We start from the raw sequence: 23905 nt of genomic DNA, 5'->3' as shown, positions 1-23905 counted from the left end.
ATTCTACGTGCTTGCAACCTTTTGCCCAAGGGGCATTGGCCTGCGACGAGACGCCGCAGGGCGTCGCGACGTACAGGCTTAATTCGCCCGCTTAATAATAATTTGTACAGAAAAATAACTTTAGTCGTATTGATTCATTGTTTTGGCGGCGGGCAGTGAGTATTTATTGATCTGGATCAATACAGGTACGTAATTAATTACCGTATCAGCCTGTTGATCGACAGAACTTATCAAGCAATCAAGCCGCTCAATTGGTCCCTGCGGCATCCTGCCACTACAATGGCGGGCGCGGCCCGCAAGGGGCGCCTTGATAAACGTGTGATGCCGCTGTCCATTTAGTAGTTGCAAAAGAAGTTGCGTTTTTATAACGCGCTGTAGATTTCTATTGCCCCTGGCTTGTGCCCGTCACCGAATTAGAACGACCAGCCGATAACACCCGTTGATAAGTAACGCCTGTGTGCCCGGTATTTAACCGGGCCGAGATGAGGAGATCCCATGGCACTTGGCAGACGACAATTTTTCAAACTGTGCACGGCCGGTGCGGCGGCAGCGACCACCGTGTCGCTGGGCTTTGCCCCGGCAGTGGCCAATGCCAGCCAGTCACGCCAATACAAGCTGTTGCGCGCCAAAGAGACCCGCAACAACTGCACCTACTGCTCGGTAGGCTGCGGCATCCTCATGTACAGCCTGGGCGACGGCGCGAAAAACGCCAAGGCACGCATCTTCCACATCGAAGGCGACCCGGACCACCCGGTCAGCCGAGGTTCGCTGTGCCCGAAAGGGGCAGGGCTGGTGGACTACATCCACAGCGAACAGCGCCTGCTGTACCCGGAGTACCGCGCGCCAGGCTCGGACACGTGGCAGCGGATCACCTGGGACCATGCCATCGAGCGCATCGCCCGGCTGATGAAGGCTGACCGCGACGCCAACTTCATCGAGAAAAACGCCAAGGGCGTTACCGTCAATCGTTGGCTGTCCACCGGCATGCTGTGTTCTTCGGCGGCCAGCAGCGAAACCGGCTCGCTCGACCAGCGCTTTACCCGCGCCCTGGGTATCCTCGGTACCGACAGCCAGGCGCGGGTTTGCCACGCCCCGACGGTGTCGGCGCTGGCACCCACCTTTGGCCGTGGCGCCATGACCAACAACTGGGTGGACATCAAGAATGCCAACGTCGTACTGATCATGGGCGGCAACCCCGCCGAGGCGCACCCGGTAGGCTTCAAATGGGTGATCGAGGCGAAGATCCGCAACGGTGCCAAGGTGATCGTCGTCGACCCGCGCTTCAACCGCAGCGCTGCAGTGGCCGACCTGTATTCGCCCATTCGCGCAGGCTCCGACATCACCTTCCTGATGGGGGTGGTCAACTACCTGATCAGCCATGACCGTATCCAGCACGAGTACGTGCGCGCCTACACTAATGCCAGCCTGATCGTGCGCAGCGACTACAGTTTCGACGACGGCCTGTTCAGCGGCTACGACGCCAACACCCGGCGCTACGATCGCAGCTCGTGGGCCTATGAACTCGACGAGCAGGGCTTTGCCAAACGTGACGTGACGCTCAGCCACCCGCGCTGCGTGTACAACCTGCTCAAGCAGCATGTGAGCCGCTACACCCCGGAGCGGGTCAGCGAGCTGTGCGGTACGCCAAAGGACGACTTCCTGCAGATCTGCGAAATCCTTGCCAGCACCAGCGCACCGGACAAGACCGCCACCTTCCTCTATGCCCTGGGCTGGACCCACCACACCACGGGCGCCCAGATGATTCGCGGCTCGGGCATGATCCAACTGCTGCTGGGCAACATCGGCATGGCTGGTGGCGGCGTCAACGCCCTGCGCGGGCACTCCAACATCCAGGGCTACACCGACCTGGGGCTGCTGTCGCAACGCCTGCCGGGTTATATGAACCTGCCGTCCGACAACCAGACCACGGTCGAGACCTACCTGAAAGAAACCACGCCCAGCGCCCAGCTGCCCGGGCAGGTCAACTACTACCAGCACACGCCCAAATTTTTCATCAGCCTGATGAAGAGCCTGTGGGGCGACAAGGCCACCCCTGAGAACAACTGGGGCTTCGACTGGTTGCCCAAGTGGGACGACAGCTACGACGTACTCAACTATTCCAACCGCATGTATGAAGGCAAGGTCAACGGCTACATTGCCCAGGGCTTCAACCCGATCGCGGCCTTCCCGGACAAGAACAAGGCCGCCGAGGCCTTGGCCAAGCTCAAGTTCCTGGTAATCATCGACCCGCTGGCGACCGAGACGTCGAGCTTCTGGCAGAACCACGGAGAGTCCAACGACGTCGACCCCGCGGCGATCCAGACCGAGGTCTTCCGCCTGCCTTCCAGCTGCTTTGCCGAGGAAAACGGCTCGATCGTCAACTCCAGCCGCTGGCTGCAATGGCACTGGGCCGGGGCGGCCCCGCCCGGTGAGGCCTGGCACGATGGCAAGATCCTTGGCCACCTGTTCATGAAGCTGCGCGAGCTGTACCGCGACGAGGGCGGCGTATGCCCCGAGCCTGTGTTGAACATGGCCTGGGACTACAAGAACCCCTACGATCCAGAGCCAGAAGAAGTCGCCAAAGAGTCCAACGGCTACGCCCTGGCGGACCTGCATGACGACAAGGGCAACCTGGTGCTGCGCAAAGGCCAGTTGCTGGACAACTTCGCCCAATTGCGCGATGACGGCAGCACCGCCTGCTTCAACTGGGTGTTCGCCGGCTCCTGGACCGAGGCCGGCAACCAGATGGCCCGCCGCGACAACGCTGACAGCGGCCTGGGCTGCACCCCAGGTTGGGCGTGGGCCTGGCCGCAGAATCGGCGCATTCTTTACAACCGTGCCTCGGCCGATCCGCAGGGCAACGCCTGGGACCCGAAGCGCCAGATCATTGCCTGGGATGGCAGCCGCTGGAGCGGCAGCGATGTCCCGGACTATCCGGTAACCGCCGCGCCAGGCAGCAACGTCAACCCGTTCATCATGCTGCCCGAAGGGGTAGGCCGGTTGTTCTCGGTTGGCGCCATGAACGATGGGCCGTTCCCTGAGCATTACGAACCGATCGAAAGCCCACTGGCGTCCAACCCGCTGCACCCCAATGTCAGCAAGAGCCCGACCGCACGCCTGTACGAAAGCGACCGTGCGCGGATGGGCAGCCGTGAGGAGTTCCCTTACGTGGCCACCACCTACTCGATCACCGAGTTGTTCCGTCACTGGACCAAGCATTCGCGGCTCAACGCAATCATCCAGCCCGAGCAGTTCATCGAGATCGGCGAAGTGCTGGCCAAGGAAAAAGGCATCGTCCAGGGCGACTTGGTGCGGGTCAGCACCAAGCGCGGCTACATCAAGGCCAAGGCGGTAGTGACCAAGCGGGTCCAGCGGTTAGAGGTCGCCGGCCAGATGGTCGACACCATCGGCATCCCGTGCCACTGGGGCTTCGAAGGTGCCACCCGCAAAGGCTTCCTGGCCAACACGCTGACCCCGGGGGTGGGTGACTCCAACACCAATACCCCGGAATACAAGGCGTTCCTGGTGAACGTGGAAAAGGCCTGACGGAGCGACGCACATGTCCCTGCAATCCCAAGACATCATTCGCCGTTCGGCGACCAACGCCTTCACCCCCGCGCCGCGTGCCCGCGATCACCAGGCCGAGGTGGCCAAGCTGATCGACGTCAGCATCTGCATCGGCTGCAAGGCCTGCCAAGTGGCCTGCAACGAATGGAACGACCTGCGTGACGAGGTAGGCCACAACGTCGGCGTGTACGACAACCCGGCCGACCTCACGCCAGACACCTGGACGCTGATGCGGTTTGACGAGCACCAGGACGAAAGCGGCAAGCTGGAGTGGCTGATCCGCAAGGATGGCTGCATGCATTGCGCCGACCCGGGCTGCCTCAAGGCGTGCCCGCAACCGGGGGCGATCATCCAGTACGCCAACGGTATCGTCGATTTCCAGTCCGAGCATTGCATCGGCTGCGGCTACTGCGTGGCCGGGTGCCCGTTCGATGTACCGCGCATCAGCAAGAAGGACAACAAGGCTTACAAGTGCACGTTGTGCGTTGATCGGGTCAGCGTCGGCCAGGAACCGGCCTGCGTGAAAACCTGCCCGACCGGCGCGATCAACTTCGGCAGCAAGGCTGACATGCTGGTGCAGGCCGAAGAACGCGTGAGTGAACTGCAAGGCCGCGGCTTCGCCGGTGCCGGCATTTACGACCCGCAGGCCGTCGGTGGCACCCATGTGTTCTACGTGCTGCAACACGCCGACAAGCCGCAGCTGTACCACAAGCTCAACCCAGACCCGCGTATCAGCAGTGCGATCGAGGGCTGGAAAGGCTGGCTCAAACCGGTAGCCGCCGCGGCATTCTTCGCCACCCTGGCGGGCACGGTGTTCCACTACATCGGCGTTGGCCCCAACGAAGTCGAGGAAGACGACAAGGAGACCCTGGTATGAACAAGGACCGATTGATTCTGCGCACGCGCTTCATCGACCGGGCCAGCCACTGGTTCATGGTCATCTGCTTCTTCCTGGTGGCGATGTCGGGGCTGTCGTGGTTTTTCCCGTCGTTGAACTGGCTGAATGGCGTGTTTGGCACACCGCAGCTGGCGCGCATCCTTCACCCGTTTTTCGGGGTGGTGGTGTTCGTGGTGCTGATGTTCCTGTTCGTGCGCTTCGTCAGGTACAACCTGCCCGAGCGTGAAGACGGCATCTGGTTTCGCAACGTCAAGCGCGTGTTGGCAGGCGACCATAGCCAGCCGCTGCGCATCGGCAAATACAACGCCGGTCAGAAGATCCTGTTCTGGGGGATCATGGGCCTGATCACCTTGCTGATGCTCAGTGGCGTGATCATCTGGCGGCCGTGGTTTGCCGACTACTTCAGCATCCCGCTGATTCGGATTGCCTTGTTTACCCACGCACTGGCAGGCATCTCGCTGATCCTGTTGATCATCGGCCATGCGTACCTGGCGTTCTGGGTGAAAGGTTCGATTCGCGGCATGATCACCGGCTATGTCTCACGCAGTTGGGCCAAGTCGCACCACGATCGCTGGTATCAGCAGATCAACAGCAAGAGCGAGAAGAAATGAGCAGCATCAAACTGACGGCTGTCGAGCAGCCCACCGGGGGCGTGGGCACCATCAGCGCCTTGTTGTTGCCGCAACTGGACCAGCACTTCGCCAAGCGCGCGGCGCGTTTGCGTCACTTGGCACAGGGGCATGAGCACGCCGACTATCTGGAGTTCGCCGCCACCATCGCGCAGGCCCAGCAGCGTTTGCTCGATCATTTTCCCGTGCCGGCCAACGTGCTTGAGGCTCTGACTGAGCGGCTGGGCGCTGAGGCGCCATTATCGACGCAGTTGCACTCAGGTTACTGGCAGCAAATGCTCGAGCATCTGCTCGAGGACCTGCGCACTGAAGCCAGCGACCCGGTATGCGCGGCCCTGGACAGGCTCGCCGCGCTGAGCGCCGATCAGCGCGAAGCCTGCGCCCAAGACTTGCTGCGGGGCCAATATGGCAAGGTGAACAGCGGCGAGGCGGTGTTTTTGTGGGCCGCCCTGGGGCTGTACTTCGTGCAACTGGCTGCGGCCTTGCCGGCGCATGCGCATGCGGCAGTGGGCGAGCATCGCCAGTTCTGCCCAGTGTGCGCCAGCGCGCCGGTGGCCAGCGTCATCCTCACTGGCAAGCGTGCTGGGCTGCGCTACCTGCATTGCGGGTTGTGCGAGAGTCGCTGGCACATGGTGCGGGTAAAGTGCAGCAACTGCGAGCACACCGGTAAGCTGGACTATTGGTCGCTGGAGCGTCAGGACAGTGCGGTCAAGGCGGAAAGCTGCGGTGACTGCGAAAGCTACCTGAAGGCCTTTTATTACGAGCACGACCCGGCACTGGAGCCTGTCGCCGATGACCTGGCCTCCTTGCAGTTGGATGCCGAGCTTGAAGGGCAAGGCTTTGCCCGTAGCAGTCTCAACCCATTTATGTTTCCGGGTTGAAGCAGCGTAGGACTGCGGCATACTGACGCCTTTCGCACACCAGGAAGGTAAGGCTCATGCTGGCATCGTTGTTCGCCGTTCTGGCACCTGTGTTCATCGTTGCCGGCATTGGTTTTGCCTGGGCCCGCAAAGGCTTGGACTACCCCACTGAGTTCATCGCCAGGCTGGTGATGACGGTCGGCACACCGTCGCTGGTACTGTCGACCTTGAGCCGCACGGAACTGGACCCGACGGCATTTACCAGCATGGCGCTGGCCTGCCTGTTGTGCACGTTGGGCATGGCCCTGGCAGGCCTGCTGGTCAGCCGTGCCTCGGGGCAACACTGGCGTGTGCTACTGCCGGCGTTCATGTTTCCCAACACCGGCAACATGGGCCTGCCGATCAGCCTGTATGCCTTCGGCGAGCACGGCCTGGCCCTGGCGGTGGCGTTTTTCCTGACCCTGTCGATCGTGCAGTTCACGGTCGGCATGGCCATCTCCGGCACGGCAGCTTCGTTCAAGGCGCTGGTCCGCAACCCCATTGTGATCAGCCTGGCGGGTGCGATGCCCATCATCTTTCTGGATTTCGAATTGCCGCGTTGGTTGGCCAACACGGTGAACCTGCTCGGCGGTATGACCATCCCGCTGATGCTACTGACCCTGGGCGTTTCGCTGGCCAGCATTCGCCTGCGCCATGTGGGCAGCGGGATGCTGCTGGGTGGTTTGCGCATCGGCCTGGGCGCGGGGGTGGGGTGGGCGGTTGGCGTGGCCTTGGGCATGGATACGCTGGAGCGTGCGGTATTGATGGTGCAATCGGCGATGCCGGTGGCGGTGTTCAATTACCTCATGGCCGTGCGCGCCAACCGCTCGCCGGAGCAGGTGGCGAACCTGGTGATGTGTTCAACGGTGCTGTCATTCGCCTGGCTGCCGATTGTGCTGGCGGGGTGGATGTAGGAGGCCGCTACGCGGCTCATCGCTGGCAAGCCAGCTCCCACCCGAACGATGTAGCCTCCCAGTCTAGCGCCGCACCTGTGGGAGCTGGCTTGCCGGCGATGGGCTGCACAGCAGCCCCACATATTGCAGCGCAGGCAAGTTGGACTTTACTGCGCATCCCGGGTGTCGATGCTGACCACCACCGACATCCCTGGCCGCAACCGCTTCGCCTCTGGCTGGTCGGCATCCACGGTGATGCGCACCGGGATCCGCTGGGCAATCTTGACGAAGTTGCCGGTGGCGTTGTCGGCCTGCAGCAGGGCGAATTCGGAGCCGGTGGCCGGCGAAATCTGCTGCACATGGCCGTACAGCTTCTGGTGGTTCAGCGCATCCACGGTGAAACTCACCGGCTGGCCGATGCGCACCGCGGCCATCTGGGTTTCCTTCATGTTGGCGATTACCCACAGGGTATCAGGCACCAGCGCCATCAGTTGCGCACCGGAATTCACGTAGGCCCCCAGGCGCGTGCCGATCTGCCCCAGCTGGCCATCACGTGGGGCGGTCACGCGGGTGTTGTCGAGGTCGATACGGGCGAGCTCGACGGCGGCCTTGGCATTTTCCACCGAGGCCTGCAACGCGGCCCGGTTGACCACCACGGTTTCCCGGTCCTGCCGGGCGATTTCCAGGGCAGCCTTGGCCTGAGCCAGGCTGGCGACAGCAGCCGCCTGGCTGGCACGGGCAAGGTCCAGCTCGCGGCGCGACACCGAACCGTCGCTGACCAGCGCCTGGTTACGGCTGAGGTCGGCCTTGGCCTTGGCCGCCTGGGCCGTTGCATCGCCGATGGCCGCCTGGCGCTGGGCAATGGTGGCTTCGGCGCTGTTGCGTTGCTGCAGGTTATTGGCCAGTGCCGCCTGCTGCTGTTGCAACTGGGCGATGGCCTGGGCCAGGCGTTGCTTATAGATGCGGTCGTCCAGTTGCACCAGCAGGTCGCCTGCCTTGACGAACTGGAAGTCATGCACCGGCACATCGACGATATAACCACTCAGTTGCGGGCCGATGATCGTCACCTGGCCGCGCACCAGTGCGTTTTCGGTGCTCTCGATGGCGCTGCCGAACGGGGGCAGGCGCCAGGCGTAGAGCACCAGCAGGATGCCGGCCAGGGCCACACAGGCAAAACTGATCGACGACAGGATGCGCATCCGGCGCGAGCGTACCGGGCTGGTCGGTTCACTGGGCGGCGGCGTGCCCTCTGGAGTTTCAGCAAGGGCAGTGGTGGTGGTCGTGCGGGTTTCGTCGGTCATCAGGTAGGCGCGCCGCGGCTAGAGTCAGGGAAGGTGGCCTTGCGGGCCGTGTACCAGAGCCAGGTGCTGCGGATGCAGATCCAGATCATGGTCAGGATAGCGATGCTGCCGATCAGCATGAACACATCGTTGTAGGCCATCACGTTGGCCTCGCGGGTGGCCGCACTGGCCAGCACGCGCATGCCGGCCTCGCTGCGCAGCGCGGGGTCGGCAAGGAGGCCGGCATAGCCGCCACCGCCGCTTTGCACCCGGGCGTTGACCAGGGGTTCGAGGTAGCTGAGGCGGTCCATCAGGTGGCTGGAGTGGAATTTCTCGCGCCAAGTCTGGAAGGTGCCGAGCAGCGCCGCGCCAATCAGGCCGCCGAGGTTGTTGCAGATGCCGAACAGCACCGAAAAGCTCACCAGGTTGCGCGGGTTGGCGCGCACATGGCTGATGCCCAGGGCCATCGACGGGCCCAGGAAGAACGTGCTGCCGAAGGCCAGCAGGAACTGGCTCAGGTACATCTGCGCCGGGCGCGTGAGGTTGCTTGAACTGCTGTCCATGAACGCCCCGGTGGCCATCGCCAGCAGCGACACCAGCAACGGGATCACCAGGTGCTTGGGGTCGATGGTCAGGGCGCTGGTTGCCAGGCCCGCCACTGCACCCAACAACATGATCGCGTACAGCGTGCGCATCTGCTCGCTGCCCATGTTCAACACTTGCAGAAAACCGACCGCGCCGGTGGACTGCTCCGAGGTGACCATGCGGATCAGAATCACGCACAGGGCCAGGCGGATGATCGTGCCGCTGCCCAGCCAGCGGGTCATCAGCAGCGGGTTCTGGCGATTGTGCTCGATGGCCAGCCCACTGAATATCAGGCCAATCGACGCGGCCAGTGCCACACCGATCCAGGGCGTGTCCAGCCACCAGTCAATGCGCCCCAGCGACAGCGCGGCGCAGAGCAGGGCGGTGCCGCTGGCCATCAGGGTGAAGGTGAGAAAATCCAGCGGCTCGAAGGTCTTGAAGCGGTCGCCCGGTGGCAACTTGAGCATCAGCACGCAGCCCAGTGCGGCCAACGCCAAGCCGAGTTCGAACAGGTATAGCCCGCGCCATTCGGCGATCTGCAGCAAGTCTTCAGAGAACAGCCGCGCCAGCGGCAAGGCCAATTGCGAGGCGCCCAGGCCCAGCACCATGGCCTTGAGCCGCCACTGCGCGGGGAACGCCTGGATCATGTAGTACAGGCCCAGCGAACTCAGCGCGGCGCCAACCATGCCATGGGCGGCGCGAACGGCAATTGCCGAGTTGATGTCATTGACGAACAGGTGGCCAAAGGTGACCAGCGCATAAAGCACCAGGAACACTTCGGTGAAGGCACGCAGGCCGAACTGCTGGCGAAACTTGACCAGCAGCAGGTTGATGGACACGTTGGTCATCACATAGGCGGCCGGCAGCCAGGCCATTTCGGCGGTGGTCGCCCCCAGCGCACCCTGCAGGAACACCAGGTTGGCTGTTACCAGCGCGTTACCCAACCCACCGGTGATCGCCACCAACAGGCCCACCAGGCCAAAGGCCAGGCGTTTGGCGGGCGAGTGCAAAGGCGTGGACGGCGATCCGGGCAGGCTGGGTTTTTCGTGGGGGAGCCACTGGCGGGGGGCGTATTTGTCCATGGGCAGACTTTACGTGAGGGGCTGGGGCATTAACACCGTCTGGGCTCAAGTTTGCCGTGCGGCGTGCGTCAGTTTTGCAGTGTTTCCGGGCTATTGAAGTTGCTCAAACGCGGATCATCCTCGGCACACACCAGCGCTTGCACAGCCCCTTTCAGCAGGGCCTTCTGCAAGCTTCGCTCATTGGCCGCCCACGCCTGCTCCAGCACCGGCAACACCTTGCGCGGCAGCACACTGAACATCGGCTGCCAGTAGCCTGCCTGGCGCACCATCGCCGCACTGTCGCCGGCCACCGCCAGCCGCAGCAGGTCCTCGATCAACGGCCGATCAATCAGCGGTGCATCGCAGGCCAGCACCACCACCCATGCGTGCCGCGCCGCCGCCAGGCCTGCGATCACCCCGGCCAACGGCCCAGGGAAATCGGGGGCTGCATCGCCCACCAACTGGTCAGCATAGGCTCGATAGGCGTCCTGGTTGCGGTTGCAGGAAATGATCAGGTCATCGCTCAGCGGGCGTACCACGCGTTGCACATGCGCCACCAATGGCTCGCCTTGCCAGGCCAGTAACCCCTTGTCGCGGCCGCCCATGCGTTGGCCGCGGCCACCGGCGAGGATGAGAATGGAGCAGGGGGGCAGGGCATCAGGCATGAAAAAGGGTTCCGGGCAGTCAATGCCAGGAACCCTCCCATGTCATGCGGTGCTTGTCCAGTCAGCGTGCGTCAAGCGCTGGAGTCGCCTCGGCTTTAGCGCCGCGACCGCGCCCGGCCAGGCGCATCACCACGACGAAGAACACCGGCACGAACACCACCGCCAGGGTGGCGCTGAGCATGCCGCCGATCACACCCGTGCCAATCGCCTGCTGGCTGGCCGAGCTGGCGCCGGTGGCGATCGCCAGGGGCACCACGCCGAGGATGAATGCCAGCGAGGTCATCACAATCGGCCGCAGACGCAGGCGGGCGGCTTGTACCGCGGCATCGACGGCATCGACACCCTGGTCCACCAAACTCTTGGCGAACTCGATGATGAGGATCGCGTTCTTGGCCGACAGGCCGATCAGGGTGATCAGGCCGACCTTGAAGAACACGTCATTGGGCATGCCCCGCAGGGTGACTGCCAGCACCGCACCGAGTACCCCAAGCGGCACCACCAGCAGTACGGCGGTGGGGATCGACCAGCTCTCGTACAACGCAGCCAGGCACAGGAACACCACCAGCAGTGACAACGCCATCAGGATCGGCGCCTGGCTGCCGGACAGCCGCTCCTGCAGCGACAGGCCGGTCCATTCCAGGCCTGCGCCGGCAGGCAGTTGCGCCACCAGGCGCTCGACTTCGGCCATGGCTTCACCCGAGCTGTAGCCTGCCGCCGGTTCACCGGAGATCGACACCGCCGGGTAACCGTTGTAGCGGGTCAGCTGCACCGGGCCGCTGACCCACTTCGCCTGGACGAAGGCCGCCAGCGGCACCATCTTGCCACTGCTGTTGCGCACATGGATTTTCAGCAGGTCTTCGACCTGGCTACGCTGGTCGCCTTCGGCTTGCACCACCACCCGTTGCATACGGCCCTGATTGGGGAAGTCGTTGACGTAGCTGGAGCCGACGGCGGTATCCAGCACCGCGCCGATGTCGGCGAACGACACCCCCAGGGCATTGGCCTGGCGACGGTCGATTTCCAGTTGCACCTGCGGGCTTTCGGCCAGCGACGCTTCGCGCACGTTGGTCAGCACCTTGCTTTTGCCTGCACCCGCCAGCAACGCATCGCGGGCGGCCATCAGCGCGGTGTGGCCCATGCCGCCACGGTCCTGCAGACGGAACTCAAAACCGGTCGACTCGCCCAGGCCATCGATGGGCGGTGGCAGCACGGCGTAGGCCACGGCGTCCTTGAGCTGAGTGAAGGCCATCGTGGCGCGGTCGGCAATCGACTGGGCGCTGTCATCGGCACCGCGCTCGGACCAATCCTTGAGCGTGGTGAACGCCAGTGCCGCGTTCTGCCCACTGCCAGAGAAGCTGAAGCCGAGGATCAGCGTGGTGTTGCCGACACCGGGTTCCTCTGCGTTGTGCGCTTCGATCTGCGCCGCTACTTGCTCGGTGCGCATGCGGCTGGCGCCTGGCGGCAGCTGGATGTCGGTGATGGTGTAGCCCTGGTCTTCGGTGGGCAAGAACGCCGTGGGCAGTTGGCTGAAGCCATAGCCCAGCACGGCCAGCAGCACGCCGTACACCAGCAGGTAGCGACCGCTGCGCTTGAGCGCTTGCACCACCCAGCGCTGATAGCCGTTGCTCATGCTGTCGAAGCGTCGGTTGAACCAGCCGAAGAAGCCCTTGCGCTCGTGGTGCTCGCCTTTGCCCAACGGTTTGAGCAAAGTCGCGCACAGTGCTGGGGTCAGGCTCAGGGCGAGAAACGCCGAGAACAGGATCGACACCGCCATGGACACCGAGAACTGCTGGTAGATCACGCCCACCGACCCTTTCATGAAGGCCATCGGCAGGAACACGGCCACCAGCACCAGGGTAATGCCGACAATCGCCCCGCTGATCTGGCCCATGGCCTTGCGCGTGGCTTCCTTGGGCGGCAGGCCTTCTTCGGCCATGATCCGCTCGACGTTTTCCACCACCACGATGGCGTCGTCGACCAGAATGCCAATGGCCAGGACCATACCGAACAGGGTCAGCACGTTGACCGAGAAGCCCATGGCCAGCATCACGGCGAAGGTGCCCATCAGCGCCACCGGCACTACCAGGGTCGGGATCAGCGTGTAGCGCAGGTTCTGCAGGAACAGGAACATCACCGCGAACACCAGCAGCATGGCTTCGAACAGCGTGTTGATCACCTGCTGGATCGACACTTTGACGAAGGGCGAGGTGTCATACGGGATGTCGTATTTGACGCCTTCCGGGAAGTAGCGCGACAACTCCTGCATCTTGGCCCGCACCAGGTCGGCGGTTTCCATGGCGTTGGCGCCGGGGGCCAGCTGTACGCTGAATGCGGTTGCGGGTTTGCCGTTAAGGCGCGTGCCGTACTGGTACTCCTGGGCGCCGATCTCGACCCGGGCGACATCGCCGACAGTCACCGTGGAGCCGTCCGCGTTGGCGCGCAGGACAATGGCCGCGAACTCCTCTGGCGTGCTCAGCTGGCCCTTGACCAGCACGTTGGCGGTGATTTCCTGGGTGCCGCGGGCGGGCAGGTCACCAATACTGCCTGGGGCGACCTGGGCGTTTTGCGCGGCGATGGCATCAGCCACATCGTTAGGCGTGAGGTTGAAACCGATCAGCTTGCTCGGGTCGATCCAGATCCGCATGGCACGCTCAGAACCATACAGCTGAGCCTTGCCGACGCCCTTCAGGCGGCGGATCTCGTTCATCACGTTGCGCGCGAGAATATCCGACAGGGCGGTTTCGTCGAGCTTGCCGTCCTCCGACGTCAGGGTGGCCAGCAGCAGGAAGCCGGTGGACACCTTCTCCACCTGCAGGCCCTGCTGGGTCACGGGGCGCGGCAGGCGCGACTCAACCACCTTGAGGCGGTTCTGCACATCGACCTGGGCCAGGTCCGGGTGCGTACCAGGTTCGAAGGTGGCGGTGATGGTGGCGCTGCCCAGGCTGCTTTGCGACTCGAAATACAGCAGGTTGTCGGCGCCGTTGAGTTCCTGCTCGATCAGGCTGACCACGCTCTCGTCCATGGTCGCCGCCGAGGCGCCTGGGTACACGGCGTAGATTTCCACTTGCGGCGGGGCCACGTTGGGGTACTGGGCCACCGGCAATTGCGGAATGGCCAAGGCGCCGGCAAGCAGGATGAACAACGCGACTACCCAGGCGAACACCGGGCGGTCAATGAAAAAGTGCGGCATCAATCAGCCCCTCACTGGCGGTTGTGCTGTGCGATGGGCGGCGCGCCGGGCGCTGAGCCCTGGCTCGCTTCGACCTGCACCTGGTCGCCGGCCTTGACGTGTTGCAGGCCTTCGATAACCACTTGTTCACCCGGCGCCAGGCCTTCGCTGACCACCCAGCGGTCGCCCTGGGCGCTGCCCAGCACGACCTGACGGTCGCTGACGCGGGCCTGCGGGTCGACCACCAGCACTTTCGGCACACCGGCGCTGTCGCGGAGGATTGCGCGCTGCGGCACGCTGAGGCCTTTTGGCTGCACCGCTTGCTCCAGGCGCACGCGCACATAGCTGCCCGGCAGCAGGTCGAGGTCTGGATTGGGGAACTCGCTGCGCAGTGTGATCTGGTTGGTGCTCGGGTCGACGCTGATGTCAGAGAACAGCAGCTTGCCGGGCAGCGGGTAGGCGCTGCCGTCGTCCTGAATCAGCGTGGCGCGAGCCTGGCCGTCGCCGACCTGTTGCAGCTCGCCGGCTCGCAGGGCACGGCGCAGGGCGTTGAGCTCGCGGGTCGACTGGGTAACGTCGGCATGAATCGGGTCCAGTTGCTGGATGGTGGCCAGGGGTGTGGTCTCGTTCTGCCCGACCAGTGCACCTTCGGTCACCAGTGCGCGGCCAATGCGCCCGGAAATCGGCGCGGTCACCGTGGCATAACCCAGGTTAAGGCGGGCGCGCTCCAGGGCAGCCTTGGCCTCGGCGACCTCGGCATCAGCCTGCAGGAAGCTGGCCCGGGCATTGTCGTATTCCTGGCGGCTCACGGCCTTGTCGTCGACCAGCTCGCGGTAGCGTTGCTCTTGCAGGCGCGCTTGATACAGGTTGGCCTGGGCCTTGGCCAGGGTGGCGCGGGCGCTGTCGTGGTCGGCCTTGAACGGCGCCGGGTCGATGAGGAACAGCACGTCGCCTTGCTTGACGTCGCTGCCCTCGCGGTAGACCCGCTTGAGCACCACGCCAGCTACACGTGCGCGCACCTCCGCAGTCCGCGGTGCCAGGATACGGCCGCTGAGTTCGCTGCTGATGGCCAGCGGCTGCAGTTGCAGGGTTTCGACGCGCACCTGCGGGGTGGGCTCTTTTTCGTCCTGCTCGGCGCTGTCGCCACAGCCGGCCAGGGATATGCTCAGAAACGCCAGAAGCGCCACGGGGCGCAGGCGAGGGGGGAGGCTAGTAGGCATACGGATCTTCCGATGATGACGCGGTGTATGCTACGGCAGGCGTTCCCTTGGTGGCTGTTAATACCTGTAGGGCGAGTGTGAAAAAGTGTGAAGAAGCGTCCTGCCTCGGCGCAGGATTCTATATCCTGCCTGGACTTCCTCTTGTGTCAAAGCGCTTATGCCAAACCTTTTATTGGTCGAAGACGACAGTGCCTTGTCCGAACTGATCGCCAGCTACCTGCAACGCAATGATTTCCATGTCCAGGTGATCGCTCGCGGCGACCACGTGCTGGACGCGTTTCGCCGGCAAAAGCCTGACCTGGTGATCCTCGACCTGATGCTGCCTGGCATCGATGGCCTGCAACTGTGCCGCTTGCTGCGCCAGGAATCGCAGAGCTTGCCGATCCTTATGCTGACCGCCCGTGACGACAGCCACGATCAGGTGCTGGGCCTGGAAATGGGCGCTGACGATTACGTGACCAAGCCCTGCGAGCCCCGTGTGCTGCTGGCCCGTGTGCGCACGTTGTTGCGCCGCAGCAGCGTCAATGAGCCGCGCCTGGACAGCGATTTGATCCAGATCGGCGGCCTGCGCATCGACCTGGCCGAGCGCACCGTCAGCTGGCGCGGCGAAGAGGTGGAACTGTCCAGCGGCGAGTACAACTTGCTGGTGGTGCTGGCGCGCAACGCGGGCGAAGTGCTGAACCGCGACCGCATTCTGCAGCAACTGCGCGGCATTGAGTTCAACGGCACCGACCGTTCGGTGGACGTCGCCATCTCCAAGCTGCGCCGCAAGTTCGACGACAGTGCTGGCGAGGCGCGCAAGATCAAGACCGTGTGGGGCAAAGGCTACCTGTTCAGCCGTGTCGAGTGGGAGTGCTGACCGAGCATGCTGAAGATCCTGGTGCGCCTGTACCTGCTGATCATCGTCGCCTACGCCGGTGCGCTGCTGTTCATCCCTGACTCCATCGTCGGCCTGTTCCATGAACGCTTCATGGCGTACAACCTGGACCAGACCAAAGGCGTGCAGTCGCTGATCGTCCGCCAGTTCTACCAGGCCCCGCAAGAGCAGTGGCCAGCGGTGGAGCGAGACCTGGCCGATGCCTTCGCACCGCTTGAGGTCAAGCTGCTGCGCATGGACCAGGCCGACCTCAGCGCGGATGAACGGGCCCGGCTGGAACATGGCTTGTACGCCGTGCGCATCGCAGACTGGGGTTATTACGAGACGGTGCTGGCACCGCTCGACAAGGACTGGCTGGTGCGCCTGCATGCGCCGCCTGATCCACTGGACATCAACGTGCTGTCCTGGGGCGTGACGGTGTTGATCGGTGCAGCCATGCTTGGCTGCCTGCTGCTGTGGGTGTGGCCGCACTGGCGTGACCTGGAGCGGCTCAAGGAAACCGCCCGACGCCTGGGGCAGGGGCAGATGGCCGAGCGTACGCACATCTCGCCGCATTCCAACATCGGTGAACTGGCCGGGGTGTTCGACACCATGGCCAGCGACCTGGAACGCCATGTCAACCAGCAGCGCGAGCTGCTCAATGCCGTGTCCCACGAGCTGCGCACCCCGCTGACCCGCCTGGACTTCGGCCTGGTGCTGCTGTTCGACGAAGTGCCGGCTGCCAGCCGCAAGCGGCTATTGGAGCTGGTCGGCCATGTGCGTGAACTGGATGAGCTGGTGTTGGAGCTGTTGTCCTACAGCCGTTTGTACAACGCCGACCAGGCGCGTGAGCGGGTCGAGGTATCGCTGCTGGAGCTGGTAGACAGCGTGCTGGGCAGTTTTGCCGAAGAGCTCGACAGCCGTGGTATCCAATGGGAAGTGCGGGCCGAGCGTGAGCTGCCACGCTTTGTGCTCGACCCCCGGTTGACCGCGCGGGCCGTGCAGAACCTGGTGCGCAACGCGATGCGTTATTGCGACGAAAGCCTGCTGCTGAGGTTGCGGCTTGAGGATGACGGTGCCTGCCTGCTGACGGTCGAGGATGACGGGATTGGTATCCCGGTCGAGGAGCGTGAGCGGATTTTCCAACCGTTCTACCGGTTGGACCGTAGCCGTGACCGCAATACCGGCGGGTTTGGCTTGGGGCTTGCAATCAGTCGACGGGCCATCGAAGGGCAGGGTGGCACAGTGACGGTGGCGCAATCGGCGCTGGGCGGGGCGCAGTTCAGGATTCGTTTGCCTGCGGGTAGTTAAGCTAGCTGCGTCCGCCCTGTAGTGAAACCCACGATTACCTATGTGCATCCCAAAGGCTAATCTATTGCCTGTAGTACGGAATCTACACGGGTTATGAAATCAGGGTATGGTCTCCCACTGCTGGTTCGTGTTGGAACGGCAGAAGTCCATTGTTGGCGTATTGTTACCCTCTTCGGCAGTCAGGCAAGCGGACAGCAGTAAGTCTGAATAAATAATTTGACCTGCAGTTCGGTACCACCCAGTTTTATCCTGACGTGCTTCCGCCGCGGTGGCAGGGCAATTGGCAAAGTCTGGGCGGCGGCTATTCATTTCAAATTTCAGGCACGGTTTCCAGCCTTCGCCTGTGGCGAAATAATTCCGAATAGACGTGTAAATACCCACCGTTTGATACTCCCAATAGCGCTGCTGCGTTTGTGCTTCACCTGGGTCATCTTCACACTTCACAAATGCGATGCCGTCTCTTGTTTGGGCCAAGCACGCTGGAAGATTCGCGTTCTTACGTTGCACACTCCTGATTTTCTTGAACGTCGGAGGCACTGGCAGGAGGGGATAGATATTGGCTATTTGATCCCGCGTTTCGTTCAAGCGCCGTGTAGCGTGCCCAGCGGCTGGGTCTCCCAATGGAATTCCCATAAGAGTCCTCATGGGGTCCGAGAATTCGGGGATTGGCGCGCATGGGCTGGTTCGAGCACATCCATAACCCATTATCGTATGGAAGCCTGGGTACATATCGTGCGTCCATCCGCGAGCGTAATTGGGGTTCACCGCGCCGGGATCCGAATACCGATCATGGTGGATACCCAGATTGTGCCCAAGTTCATGCGTCAGACTATAAAGTTGTGAAATGATGGCGGTGACAGCATTGCTTTTTCCTGGGAGGATAACCCCTATTCCGCTCGAGCCTGGCTCATACTTGGCAGAGTACACGACAACCAGATCTGCACGTAGCGCATTACGCTCCTTTAGTATGTCAGCAGAAGTGGGCGTACCTGTTGTCAGTTCGCTAAATTGCTGGCCTAGTGTTTTTCCGCCTTCATCGTAGTTAGCATCATAAAAGCCCACCAAGCGGAAAGTAATGGGCGTCTGGCTGGCCTGCATGGACTGATTAGCGTCATTCAATGCTTGCGTCAGTTCAGCGCGGTTATTCGGCTTCTTGGCCCTTAGCTGATTTGTCGTGACGAACATCACGTCGATTTCACTGTAGGGGGTTGTCGCTGCCTTGGCTTTGCTTGACGCTGTCGCCCCCGGCAGCAGCGGCTTTGCATCCGTTAGGTCGTTAGACTCATCAACCTTGATCAACACATGTTGTCCCGTGCTTACAGAGTCGATTCGATAAGGCTGGCCGTCGACCAATACCCTGCCCACCAGTTTCTCTCCAACACGAACGAGTGACAGGGCGTAGAGCGGATCGTAGTCGATCTCTCCTGGAACCGATGGGTGCGCCTGCTTCCAGGCCGAGGGCACGTAACCTATCCACCCATCAAAGCCAGGGGTGATTGTACTGAAACGGCGCAATTGGAATAGAGCTGTTTTACCACTCGGTAGCGTTACCGCAAGCGCGTGATGAGTATTGCTGACGACCTCCAGGTCGGCCTTGATCAAGGTGATTTCCTGATTTTCAGGATCCGCCAGTAACGATGCCAAGTACCCGGTCGCGTTTTTCTTCAATGTCGCGCGGTCTGGTGTTGGCTCAAGCGTAAAGAGCTGTGTTGCAGTACTTGTGTTTTCGCGCTTAGTTGGTGTAACCGACGAACAGGCTGCGAGCAATGCGCACCCTGCAATAACCAGCCATGCTTTGTTGATGATCGTTTTCACATGTCCTGCTCCTATGGAAGTCCTTAGCCCATAGCAGAGCAATTTGTGCATTGATCTGTCGCCTAGCAGTAGTGCTAGGTAAACGCAGTTGATAATGAGGCCGCTCTGTGCGTAGCACAAACCGATCCTTGCCACTGCGCTTAGCCTTATACAGCGCCTGGTCGGCCTTGACCGGCATCATGGTCAGGGTCTCTGCGTTGTCCACCCGGGCAGGTTGCCCTTATTGAAATTGTCGGTGTCGATCTGCCCCAGTGCCGGTTTGCCCGCGCACGCGGCACTGGTACTCTTGTGGGCCAAATCGTGTCGTTTGGCAGATCGTTTTTCAGGGAGTTGAACATGCAAGGCAAGGCCCGCAAGATCGTCCAGGCCATTCTTTACGAAGCCATCGCTGTTGCCTGCGTGGCACCCGCGCTGGAACTGGCGTTTGGCGCCGGGATGGCTCAATCGGCGGTGTTGTCCGTCCTTATGTCAGGGATCGCCATGAGCTGGAACATGGCATTCAACTGGGGCTTCGAGCGTTGGGAGGCGCGTCAGCCGCAACGCGAACGTACCTTCATGCGCCGGGTCTTGCATGCCTTGGGCTTTGAAGGCGGGCTGGTAGTGATTTTGTTGCCGCTGGTGGCGTGGTGGCTCGATGTCAGCCTGTGGGCGGCCTTCTTGACCAACCTGGCGCTGTTCGTGTTCTTCTTCGTGTATGCGTTCGTTTTCCAGTGGGGGTTCGACAAGGTGTTCGATGTACCGCTTTCGGCGCAGCAGGCAAAGTGTTGACTTGCTGCCCTGCGGCGGGATAAGTTCCTACCCCATGAACACCTTCTCGCACGTGAACGCCATTATTATTACCGCCATTATCAGTTTGGCGGGCTAGCGCGTACGTGCACCTAACCCGCCCTGGAGGCGGGTTTTTACTCTCTGACTCCTGGACAACGTGAAAATAGCCAAGGAGTCATCGATGACCAGCTTCAGCGCCAACCTGCGTACCCCTGTCACGCCACAGCAACTGCTGTCGGAACAGGTACGGCGTATTCTCGCTGCACCCGTGTACGACCTGGCCATCGAAACGCCGCTGCAGGCAGCGCCAGCACTGTCCGCTAGCCTGGGCAACCAAGTGTTGCTCAAGCGTGAAGACCTGCAACCCACCTTCTCGTTCAAGATCCGCGGTGCCTACACCCGCCTGTCACGGCTGACCCCCGCCCAGCGCGAGCGCGGGGTGATCACCGCGTCGGCCGGCAACCATGCCCAAGGCGTGGCGCTGGCGGCTTCGCACCTGGGGCTGAAAGCCACCATCGTCATGCCAACCACCACGCCCTCGTTGAAAGTGGAAGGGGTGCGCTCGCGCGGTGGCCATGTGGTGCTGCACGGTGAGAGCTTCCCCCATGCACTGGCCCACGCCCTGCAATTGGCCGACAGCGAAGGTGCTACCTTCGTGCCGCCGTTCGATGACCCGGACGTGATCGCCGGCCAAGGCACCGTGGCCATGGAGATCCTGCGCCAGCGCCCAGGTGCACTGGATGCGATCTTCGTCCCGGTGGGCGGTGGTGGGTTGGTGGCGGGCATTGCGGCCTACGTAAAATACCTGCGGCCCGAGGTCAAGGTGATCGGCGTCGAGCCGGAAGACTCCAACTGCCTGCAGGCTGCCTTGGCCGCGGGCGAGCGAGTGATCCTGCCGCAAGTCGGCACCTTTGCCGATGGCGTGGCGGTTGCGCAGGTGGGGGCGCACTGCTTCGAGCTGTGCCGGCACTTCGTCGATGAAGTGATCACCGTCAACAGCGACGAACTGTGCGCAGCCATCAAGGACATCTACGACGACACCCGCTCGATCACTGAACCTTCCGGTGCCCTGGCCGTGGCCGGCATCAAGAAATACGTGGCCCGCGAAGGCGTGCAGGGCCAAACCCTGGTGGCGATCGACTCCGGGGCCAACGTCAATTTCGACCGCCTGCGCCATGTGGCGGAGCGGGCCGAGCTGGGTGAGCAGCGCGAGGCGATCATCGCCGTGACCATCCCTGAGCAGCCAGGCAGTTTCCGCGCATTTTGCCAGGCACTGGGTAAACGCCAGATCACCGAGTTCAACTACCGCTATTACCCGGGCAAGGAAGCGCGTTTGTTTGTCGGGGTGCAGACGCACCCGCTGCACGACCCTCGGGAAAACCTGCTGACCAACCTCGCCGAGCAGGGTTACAGCGTGCTAGACCTGACCGACAACGAACTGGCCAAGCTGCATGTACGCCACACCGTGGGCGGGCATGCGGCGCCGGGAGCGGATGAGCGTGTGCTGCGCTTCGAATTCCCGGAGCGGCCTGGGGCGCTGTTGGGGTTCCTGGAGCGGTTGGGCAAACGCTGGAACATCAGCCTGTTCCATTACCGTAACCATGGTGCAGCGGAGGCGCGGGTATTTGCTGCGCTGGAAGTGCCAGGGGATGAGCTGGCGACGTTGCCGCAGACGCTGGATGAGATGGGCTACCGTTATTGGGATGAGACCGAAAACCCAGCGTACAAGCTGTTTCTGGGTTGATCTGTAGGAGCAGCCTTGTGCTGCGAAGAGGCCGGCGACAGCACCCTTGATCTTGGTTATGTTCACTGGCCTCTTCGCAGCGTAAGGCTGCTCCTACAGGTTGCGCGTAGCGCTGGGGTGCTTAGCGCTCACGCATAAAGAAGCCCGCCACATACTTGCGGAAGGTTTCCAGGCTCTTGAAGTCGGCATAGCGCTTGAAGTTCTCGGCATCCGGCTCCGGGCCAATCGGCTGCTCCAGCAGCGACACCGAAAGCACCCGGTCCTGATCAGAGGTCAGCACCAGCTCATCCATCACCTGCCCGCCGATCACCGGTCGACGCATCTGGACCTTCACGCCTTTGCTGGCCATCCAGTCGATCAGCGACACCAACGCCTTGAGTGGCTCACGCTCTTCATCGCGGTACACCGGGAACAGGTGAGCGCGTGACAGCACGGGCACGCTGGCGACATGGATCAGTTCGTAAAAGTGGCTGCCAGCACTAGCAGGCGAATACAGCGCCAACGCCAAGAGCGGCCCGGCTGCACGGCTGCCTCCCCAATACAGGTGGTGGCCCTGGAAGTCGAACCCGTCCTCGCTGCGGCTATTGAACAGCTTGCGCCCTTTGATCTGGTCGACGCAGTCCAGCATCAGGCCATGCCGACGATGATTGCCGAACACCGTCGCCTCGCGCAGACGGGCCTTGAGCATCATCATGTGCTTCATGTCCAGCCGGGTTTCCAGGTAGTTGCTGGCCGGTACCCGCTCCAGCAACGGGTAGCGGCTGGCGACGCTGCGCAGCTCGGCAAACTGCCCGGTGAGGTCTTTTTTCAGGTGGGTGGCGTAGAGGTTCAAGCCACTGATCTCGATCCAGGTCAGCAGCAGCGACAACAGCCGTTGTTGTTCGCGCCGGTCAGTGCCCTCACTGCCACTGCTGTCCTGGGCCGGGCGAAAGTCACCGATAAGTCGCAAAGGCGTATCGGGTGGCAGCCAGGCCGCAGGGGGGACGGGGTCGTCTTCGCGTTCTGCGGCTTCACGCTCGTCCTTGGTGAACGGGCAACCAGGCGCATGCTCGGCAGTGCCTGGGTTGTTTTTCAGGAACAGCGTGCCGGTGTTGCCGTTGAGGGTCACGTTCAGCACCGGCAGGGCGTCCTTGCGGCAGTCGCAGGCCAACCATTGGTTGGCGTTACGCACCTTCATCAGTAACTGGTTGGCTTGCAGCAGGCGAGGGCCAGCGAGCGTGCCTGTGTTGAAACCGACCAGGAGCTCTTCTTCAGCGGGGGTCAGGCTGCGGACCTGCGCGGCGGTCTTATCGATGATTCGCATTAAGGGGCAGCTCCAAGCTACGAGCCTCAAGCTTCAAGCAAAGTTGAGCCGCTTTCAACCAGTTGAGTCATGTTTGCTAGCCTGGCTGGCGTTGCGGTGGATCTTCCTTTGGCCAGAGTGCCTCGCAACAAGCCAGTAGCAGTTCAGTGCCGCTTAGCTTCAGATTTGGGTACTGTCAATTCTACGAGTTGAAAATGAGCGGGTGACGCTTCAGCATGCGGCCTAAGCAAAGGAGCTAATCGGAGACGTTTGCGATGTTCCGATTTGACGATAAACGAACGCTATGATGGGCGCATGGCCAAATGAAAAGAACAGCAATACTTGCTTACGGGGGGATTTGGCCATCTGTAAATCTTTTACAGGCTTACAACGGTGAACGCTCGGACCGGGTGACGGAACGTTATCCACTGGGCAACGGCTACCGAAACTACAGCCCTCAGATTATGCGGTTTACAAGCCCCGACGGGCTTAGCCCTTTTGGCAAAGGGGGGAGGAATGCATGCATACCGCCAGAAAGACCCAATGAACAGCGTTGATCCGTCGGGACACTTCATCGTGGCCTGTTCGCCTGTATCCGGTGAGGGCAAAAGGCCCTCCGCCGGATGTTTCCCGCAGGCGCATCACAAGGCCGAGGCGCGCCCAATTAGAGCGGGTACAAAACGCGCCGCTCAGTTACCACTGAACATCTGCGCGGCGCGGGCGCGAATCTCTTCAGGGCTGAGGTCTTCCTTGTGGGTCGAGACGAACCAGATATTGCCGAACGGGTCCTTGAGGGTGCCGCTGCGGTCGCCATAGAACTGGTCCGTCACTTCGCGCAGCTGGGTGGCGCCGCATGCCAGGGCCTGGGCATAGACCTTGTCGCAGTCTTCGACATACAAGTGCAGGCCTACAGCCGCGCCCGCGAGTTTCTGGCTGGCGGTCAGGCCACCTTCCATGTCGCAGGGGTCGCCGAGCATCAGCGACGAATCGCCGATTTTCAATTCAGCATGCCCCACGCTACCGCCCGGGGCGTCGAGGCGGAACATCTCGACCGCGCCAAAGGCTTTCTTGTAGAACTCGATGGCCTTGGCGGCGTCGTTGATGCCCAAGTAGGGGGTGATGCTGTGCTGGCCTTCGGGGATGGGTTTGGCTGCCATGTTCGCTCTCCTTTGAAACGGGCGCCGGTTGGCGCCCTTTTGCTTAGAGTCGTTTGCACAGATGGAAAATCGACAGCGGCGCTAGACCGATTTTCTATAACGGCGG

At 62.2% G+C, this 23905-nt stretch carries 18 protein-coding genes; 10 read left to right on the top strand and 8 right to left on the bottom strand.

The genetic code is table 11. The features are described 5' to 3' along the window. Positions 1-495 precede the first annotated feature (495 nt). The 5 genes from fdnG to HU764_RS13220 are packed head-to-tail and all read left to right on the top strand — an operon-like array spanning position 496 to position 6907. On the top strand, positions 496-3546 hold the full coding sequence (fdnG, locus tag HU764_RS13240; protein ID WP_081717572.1) for a formate dehydrogenase-N subunit alpha: 3051 nt from the start codon (positions 496-498) through the stop codon (positions 3544-3546). A gap of 13 nt (positions 3547-3559) precedes the next feature. Further along, the gene (fdxH, locus tag HU764_RS13235) at positions 3560-4444 is read left to right on the top strand and encodes a formate dehydrogenase subunit beta (RefSeq protein ID WP_027596742.1); all 885 of its coding nucleotides are present in this window, start codon (positions 3560-3562) and stop codon (positions 4442-4444) included. Continuing rightward, complete coding sequence (locus tag HU764_RS13230; protein ID WP_099429468.1) at positions 4441-5076, top strand: formate dehydrogenase subunit gamma; 636 nt, start codon at positions 4441-4443, stop codon at positions 5074-5076. Before fdxH ends, HU764_RS13230 begins: the two co-directional genes overlap by 4 nt. Further along, positions 5073-5975: a formate dehydrogenase accessory protein FdhE gene (gene fdhE, locus HU764_RS13225; protein ID WP_186702606.1), complete on the top strand. Its 903-nt coding sequence runs from the start codon at positions 5073-5075 to the stop codon at positions 5973-5975. The genes HU764_RS13230 and fdhE overlap by 4 nt, the downstream gene beginning before the upstream one ends. Before the next feature lie 56 nt (positions 5976-6031). Next, the gene (locus HU764_RS13220; protein ID WP_186676794.1) at positions 6032-6907 is read left to right on the top strand and encodes an AEC family transporter; all 876 of its coding nucleotides are present in this window, start codon (positions 6032-6034) and stop codon (positions 6905-6907) included. A gap of 146 nt (positions 6908-7053) precedes the next feature. Here the strand turns inward: HU764_RS13220 and HU764_RS13215 are convergent, their stop codons facing one another. From HU764_RS13215 to HU764_RS13195, 5 genes are all read right to left on the bottom strand, one after another. Beyond that, the gene (locus HU764_RS13215) at positions 7054-8187 is read right to left on the bottom strand and encodes an HlyD family secretion protein (RefSeq protein WP_186676797.1); all 1134 of its coding nucleotides are present in this window, start codon (positions 8185-8187) and stop codon (positions 7054-7056) included. After that, on the bottom strand, positions 8187-9833 hold the full coding sequence (locus HU764_RS13210; RefSeq protein WP_186702605.1) for an MFS transporter: 1647 nt from the start codon (positions 9831-9833) through the stop codon (positions 8187-8189). The genes HU764_RS13215 and HU764_RS13210 overlap by 1 nt, the downstream gene beginning before the upstream one ends. Before the next feature lie 68 nt (positions 9834-9901). Beyond that, the gene (gene mobA, locus HU764_RS13205) at positions 9902-10477 is read right to left on the bottom strand and encodes a molybdenum cofactor guanylyltransferase MobA (protein WP_186702604.1); all 576 of its coding nucleotides are present in this window, start codon (positions 10475-10477) and stop codon (positions 9902-9904) included. A 61-nt stretch (positions 10478-10538) separates the two neighbouring features. Continuing rightward, positions 10539-13667 (bottom strand): efflux RND transporter permease subunit, encoded by a 3129-nt coding sequence (locus HU764_RS13200; protein WP_027596749.1) that lies wholly within the window; start codon positions 13665-13667, stop codon positions 10539-10541. An 11-nt stretch (positions 13668-13678) separates the two neighbouring features. Further along, positions 13679-14866, bottom strand: a complete 1188-nt coding sequence (locus HU764_RS13195; RefSeq protein WP_186702603.1) for an efflux RND transporter periplasmic adaptor subunit — start codon at positions 14864-14866, stop codon at positions 13679-13681. Between the two features lie 157 nt (positions 14867-15023). Here HU764_RS13195 and HU764_RS13190 point away from each other — a divergent pair, with 157 nt between their 5' ends. Next, positions 15024-15725, top strand: coding sequence for a response regulator (locus tag HU764_RS13190; protein ID WP_027596751.1), 702 nt, complete (start codon positions 15024-15026; stop codon positions 15723-15725). Between the two features lie 6 nt (positions 15726-15731). After that, on the top strand, positions 15732-17033 hold the full coding sequence (locus HU764_RS13185; RefSeq protein WP_186702602.1) for an ATP-binding protein: 1302 nt from the start codon (positions 15732-15734) through the stop codon (positions 17031-17033). Positions 17034-17132: 99 nt separating this feature from the next. Here the strand turns inward: HU764_RS13185 and HU764_RS27965 are convergent, their stop codons facing one another. Continuing rightward, entirely contained in the window at positions 17133-18848 is a 1716-nt protein-coding gene (locus tag HU764_RS27965) for a M12 family metallo-peptidase (protein WP_186702601.1), read from the bottom strand. A gap of 336 nt (positions 18849-19184) precedes the next feature. Here HU764_RS27965 and HU764_RS13175 point away from each other — a divergent pair, with 336 nt between their 5' ends. After that, positions 19185-19616, top strand: coding sequence for a PACE efflux transporter (locus HU764_RS13175; protein ID WP_027596753.1), 432 nt, complete (start codon positions 19185-19187; stop codon positions 19614-19616). Between the two features lie 181 nt (positions 19617-19797). Then, the gene (gene ilvA, locus HU764_RS13170) at positions 19798-21360 is read left to right on the top strand and encodes a threonine ammonia-lyase, biosynthetic (RefSeq protein WP_027596754.1); all 1563 of its coding nucleotides are present in this window, start codon (positions 19798-19800) and stop codon (positions 21358-21360) included. Between the two features lie 121 nt (positions 21361-21481). Here ilvA and HU764_RS13165 read toward each other — a convergent pair whose 3' ends face one another. Next, complete coding sequence (locus HU764_RS13165; protein ID WP_186702600.1) at positions 21482-22663, bottom strand: hypothetical protein; 1182 nt, start codon at positions 22661-22663, stop codon at positions 21482-21484. Positions 22664-22965: 302 nt separating this feature from the next. Here HU764_RS13165 and HU764_RS13160 point away from each other — a divergent pair, with 302 nt between their 5' ends. Further along, positions 22966-23199 (top strand): RHS repeat-associated core domain-containing protein, encoded by a 234-nt coding sequence (locus HU764_RS13160; protein ID WP_225935647.1) that lies wholly within the window; start codon positions 22966-22968, stop codon positions 23197-23199. Between the two features lie 132 nt (positions 23200-23331). Here HU764_RS13160 and HU764_RS13155 read toward each other — a convergent pair whose 3' ends face one another. Then, on the bottom strand, positions 23332-23799 hold the full coding sequence (locus HU764_RS13155; protein WP_186702599.1) for a VOC family protein: 468 nt from the start codon (positions 23797-23799) through the stop codon (positions 23332-23334). Between the last annotated feature and the right edge of the window lie 106 nt (positions 23800-23905).

Origin of the sequence: Pseudomonas kermanshahensis, from assembly GCF_014269205.2 — a bacterium.
Taxonomy (GTDB): domain Bacteria; phylum Pseudomonadota; class Gammaproteobacteria; order Pseudomonadales; family Pseudomonadaceae; genus Aquipseudomonas; species Aquipseudomonas kermanshahensis.
The sequence above is the reverse complement of the archived record's forward strand: the minus strand, read 5'-3'. Positions and strand labels throughout refer to the sequence as shown.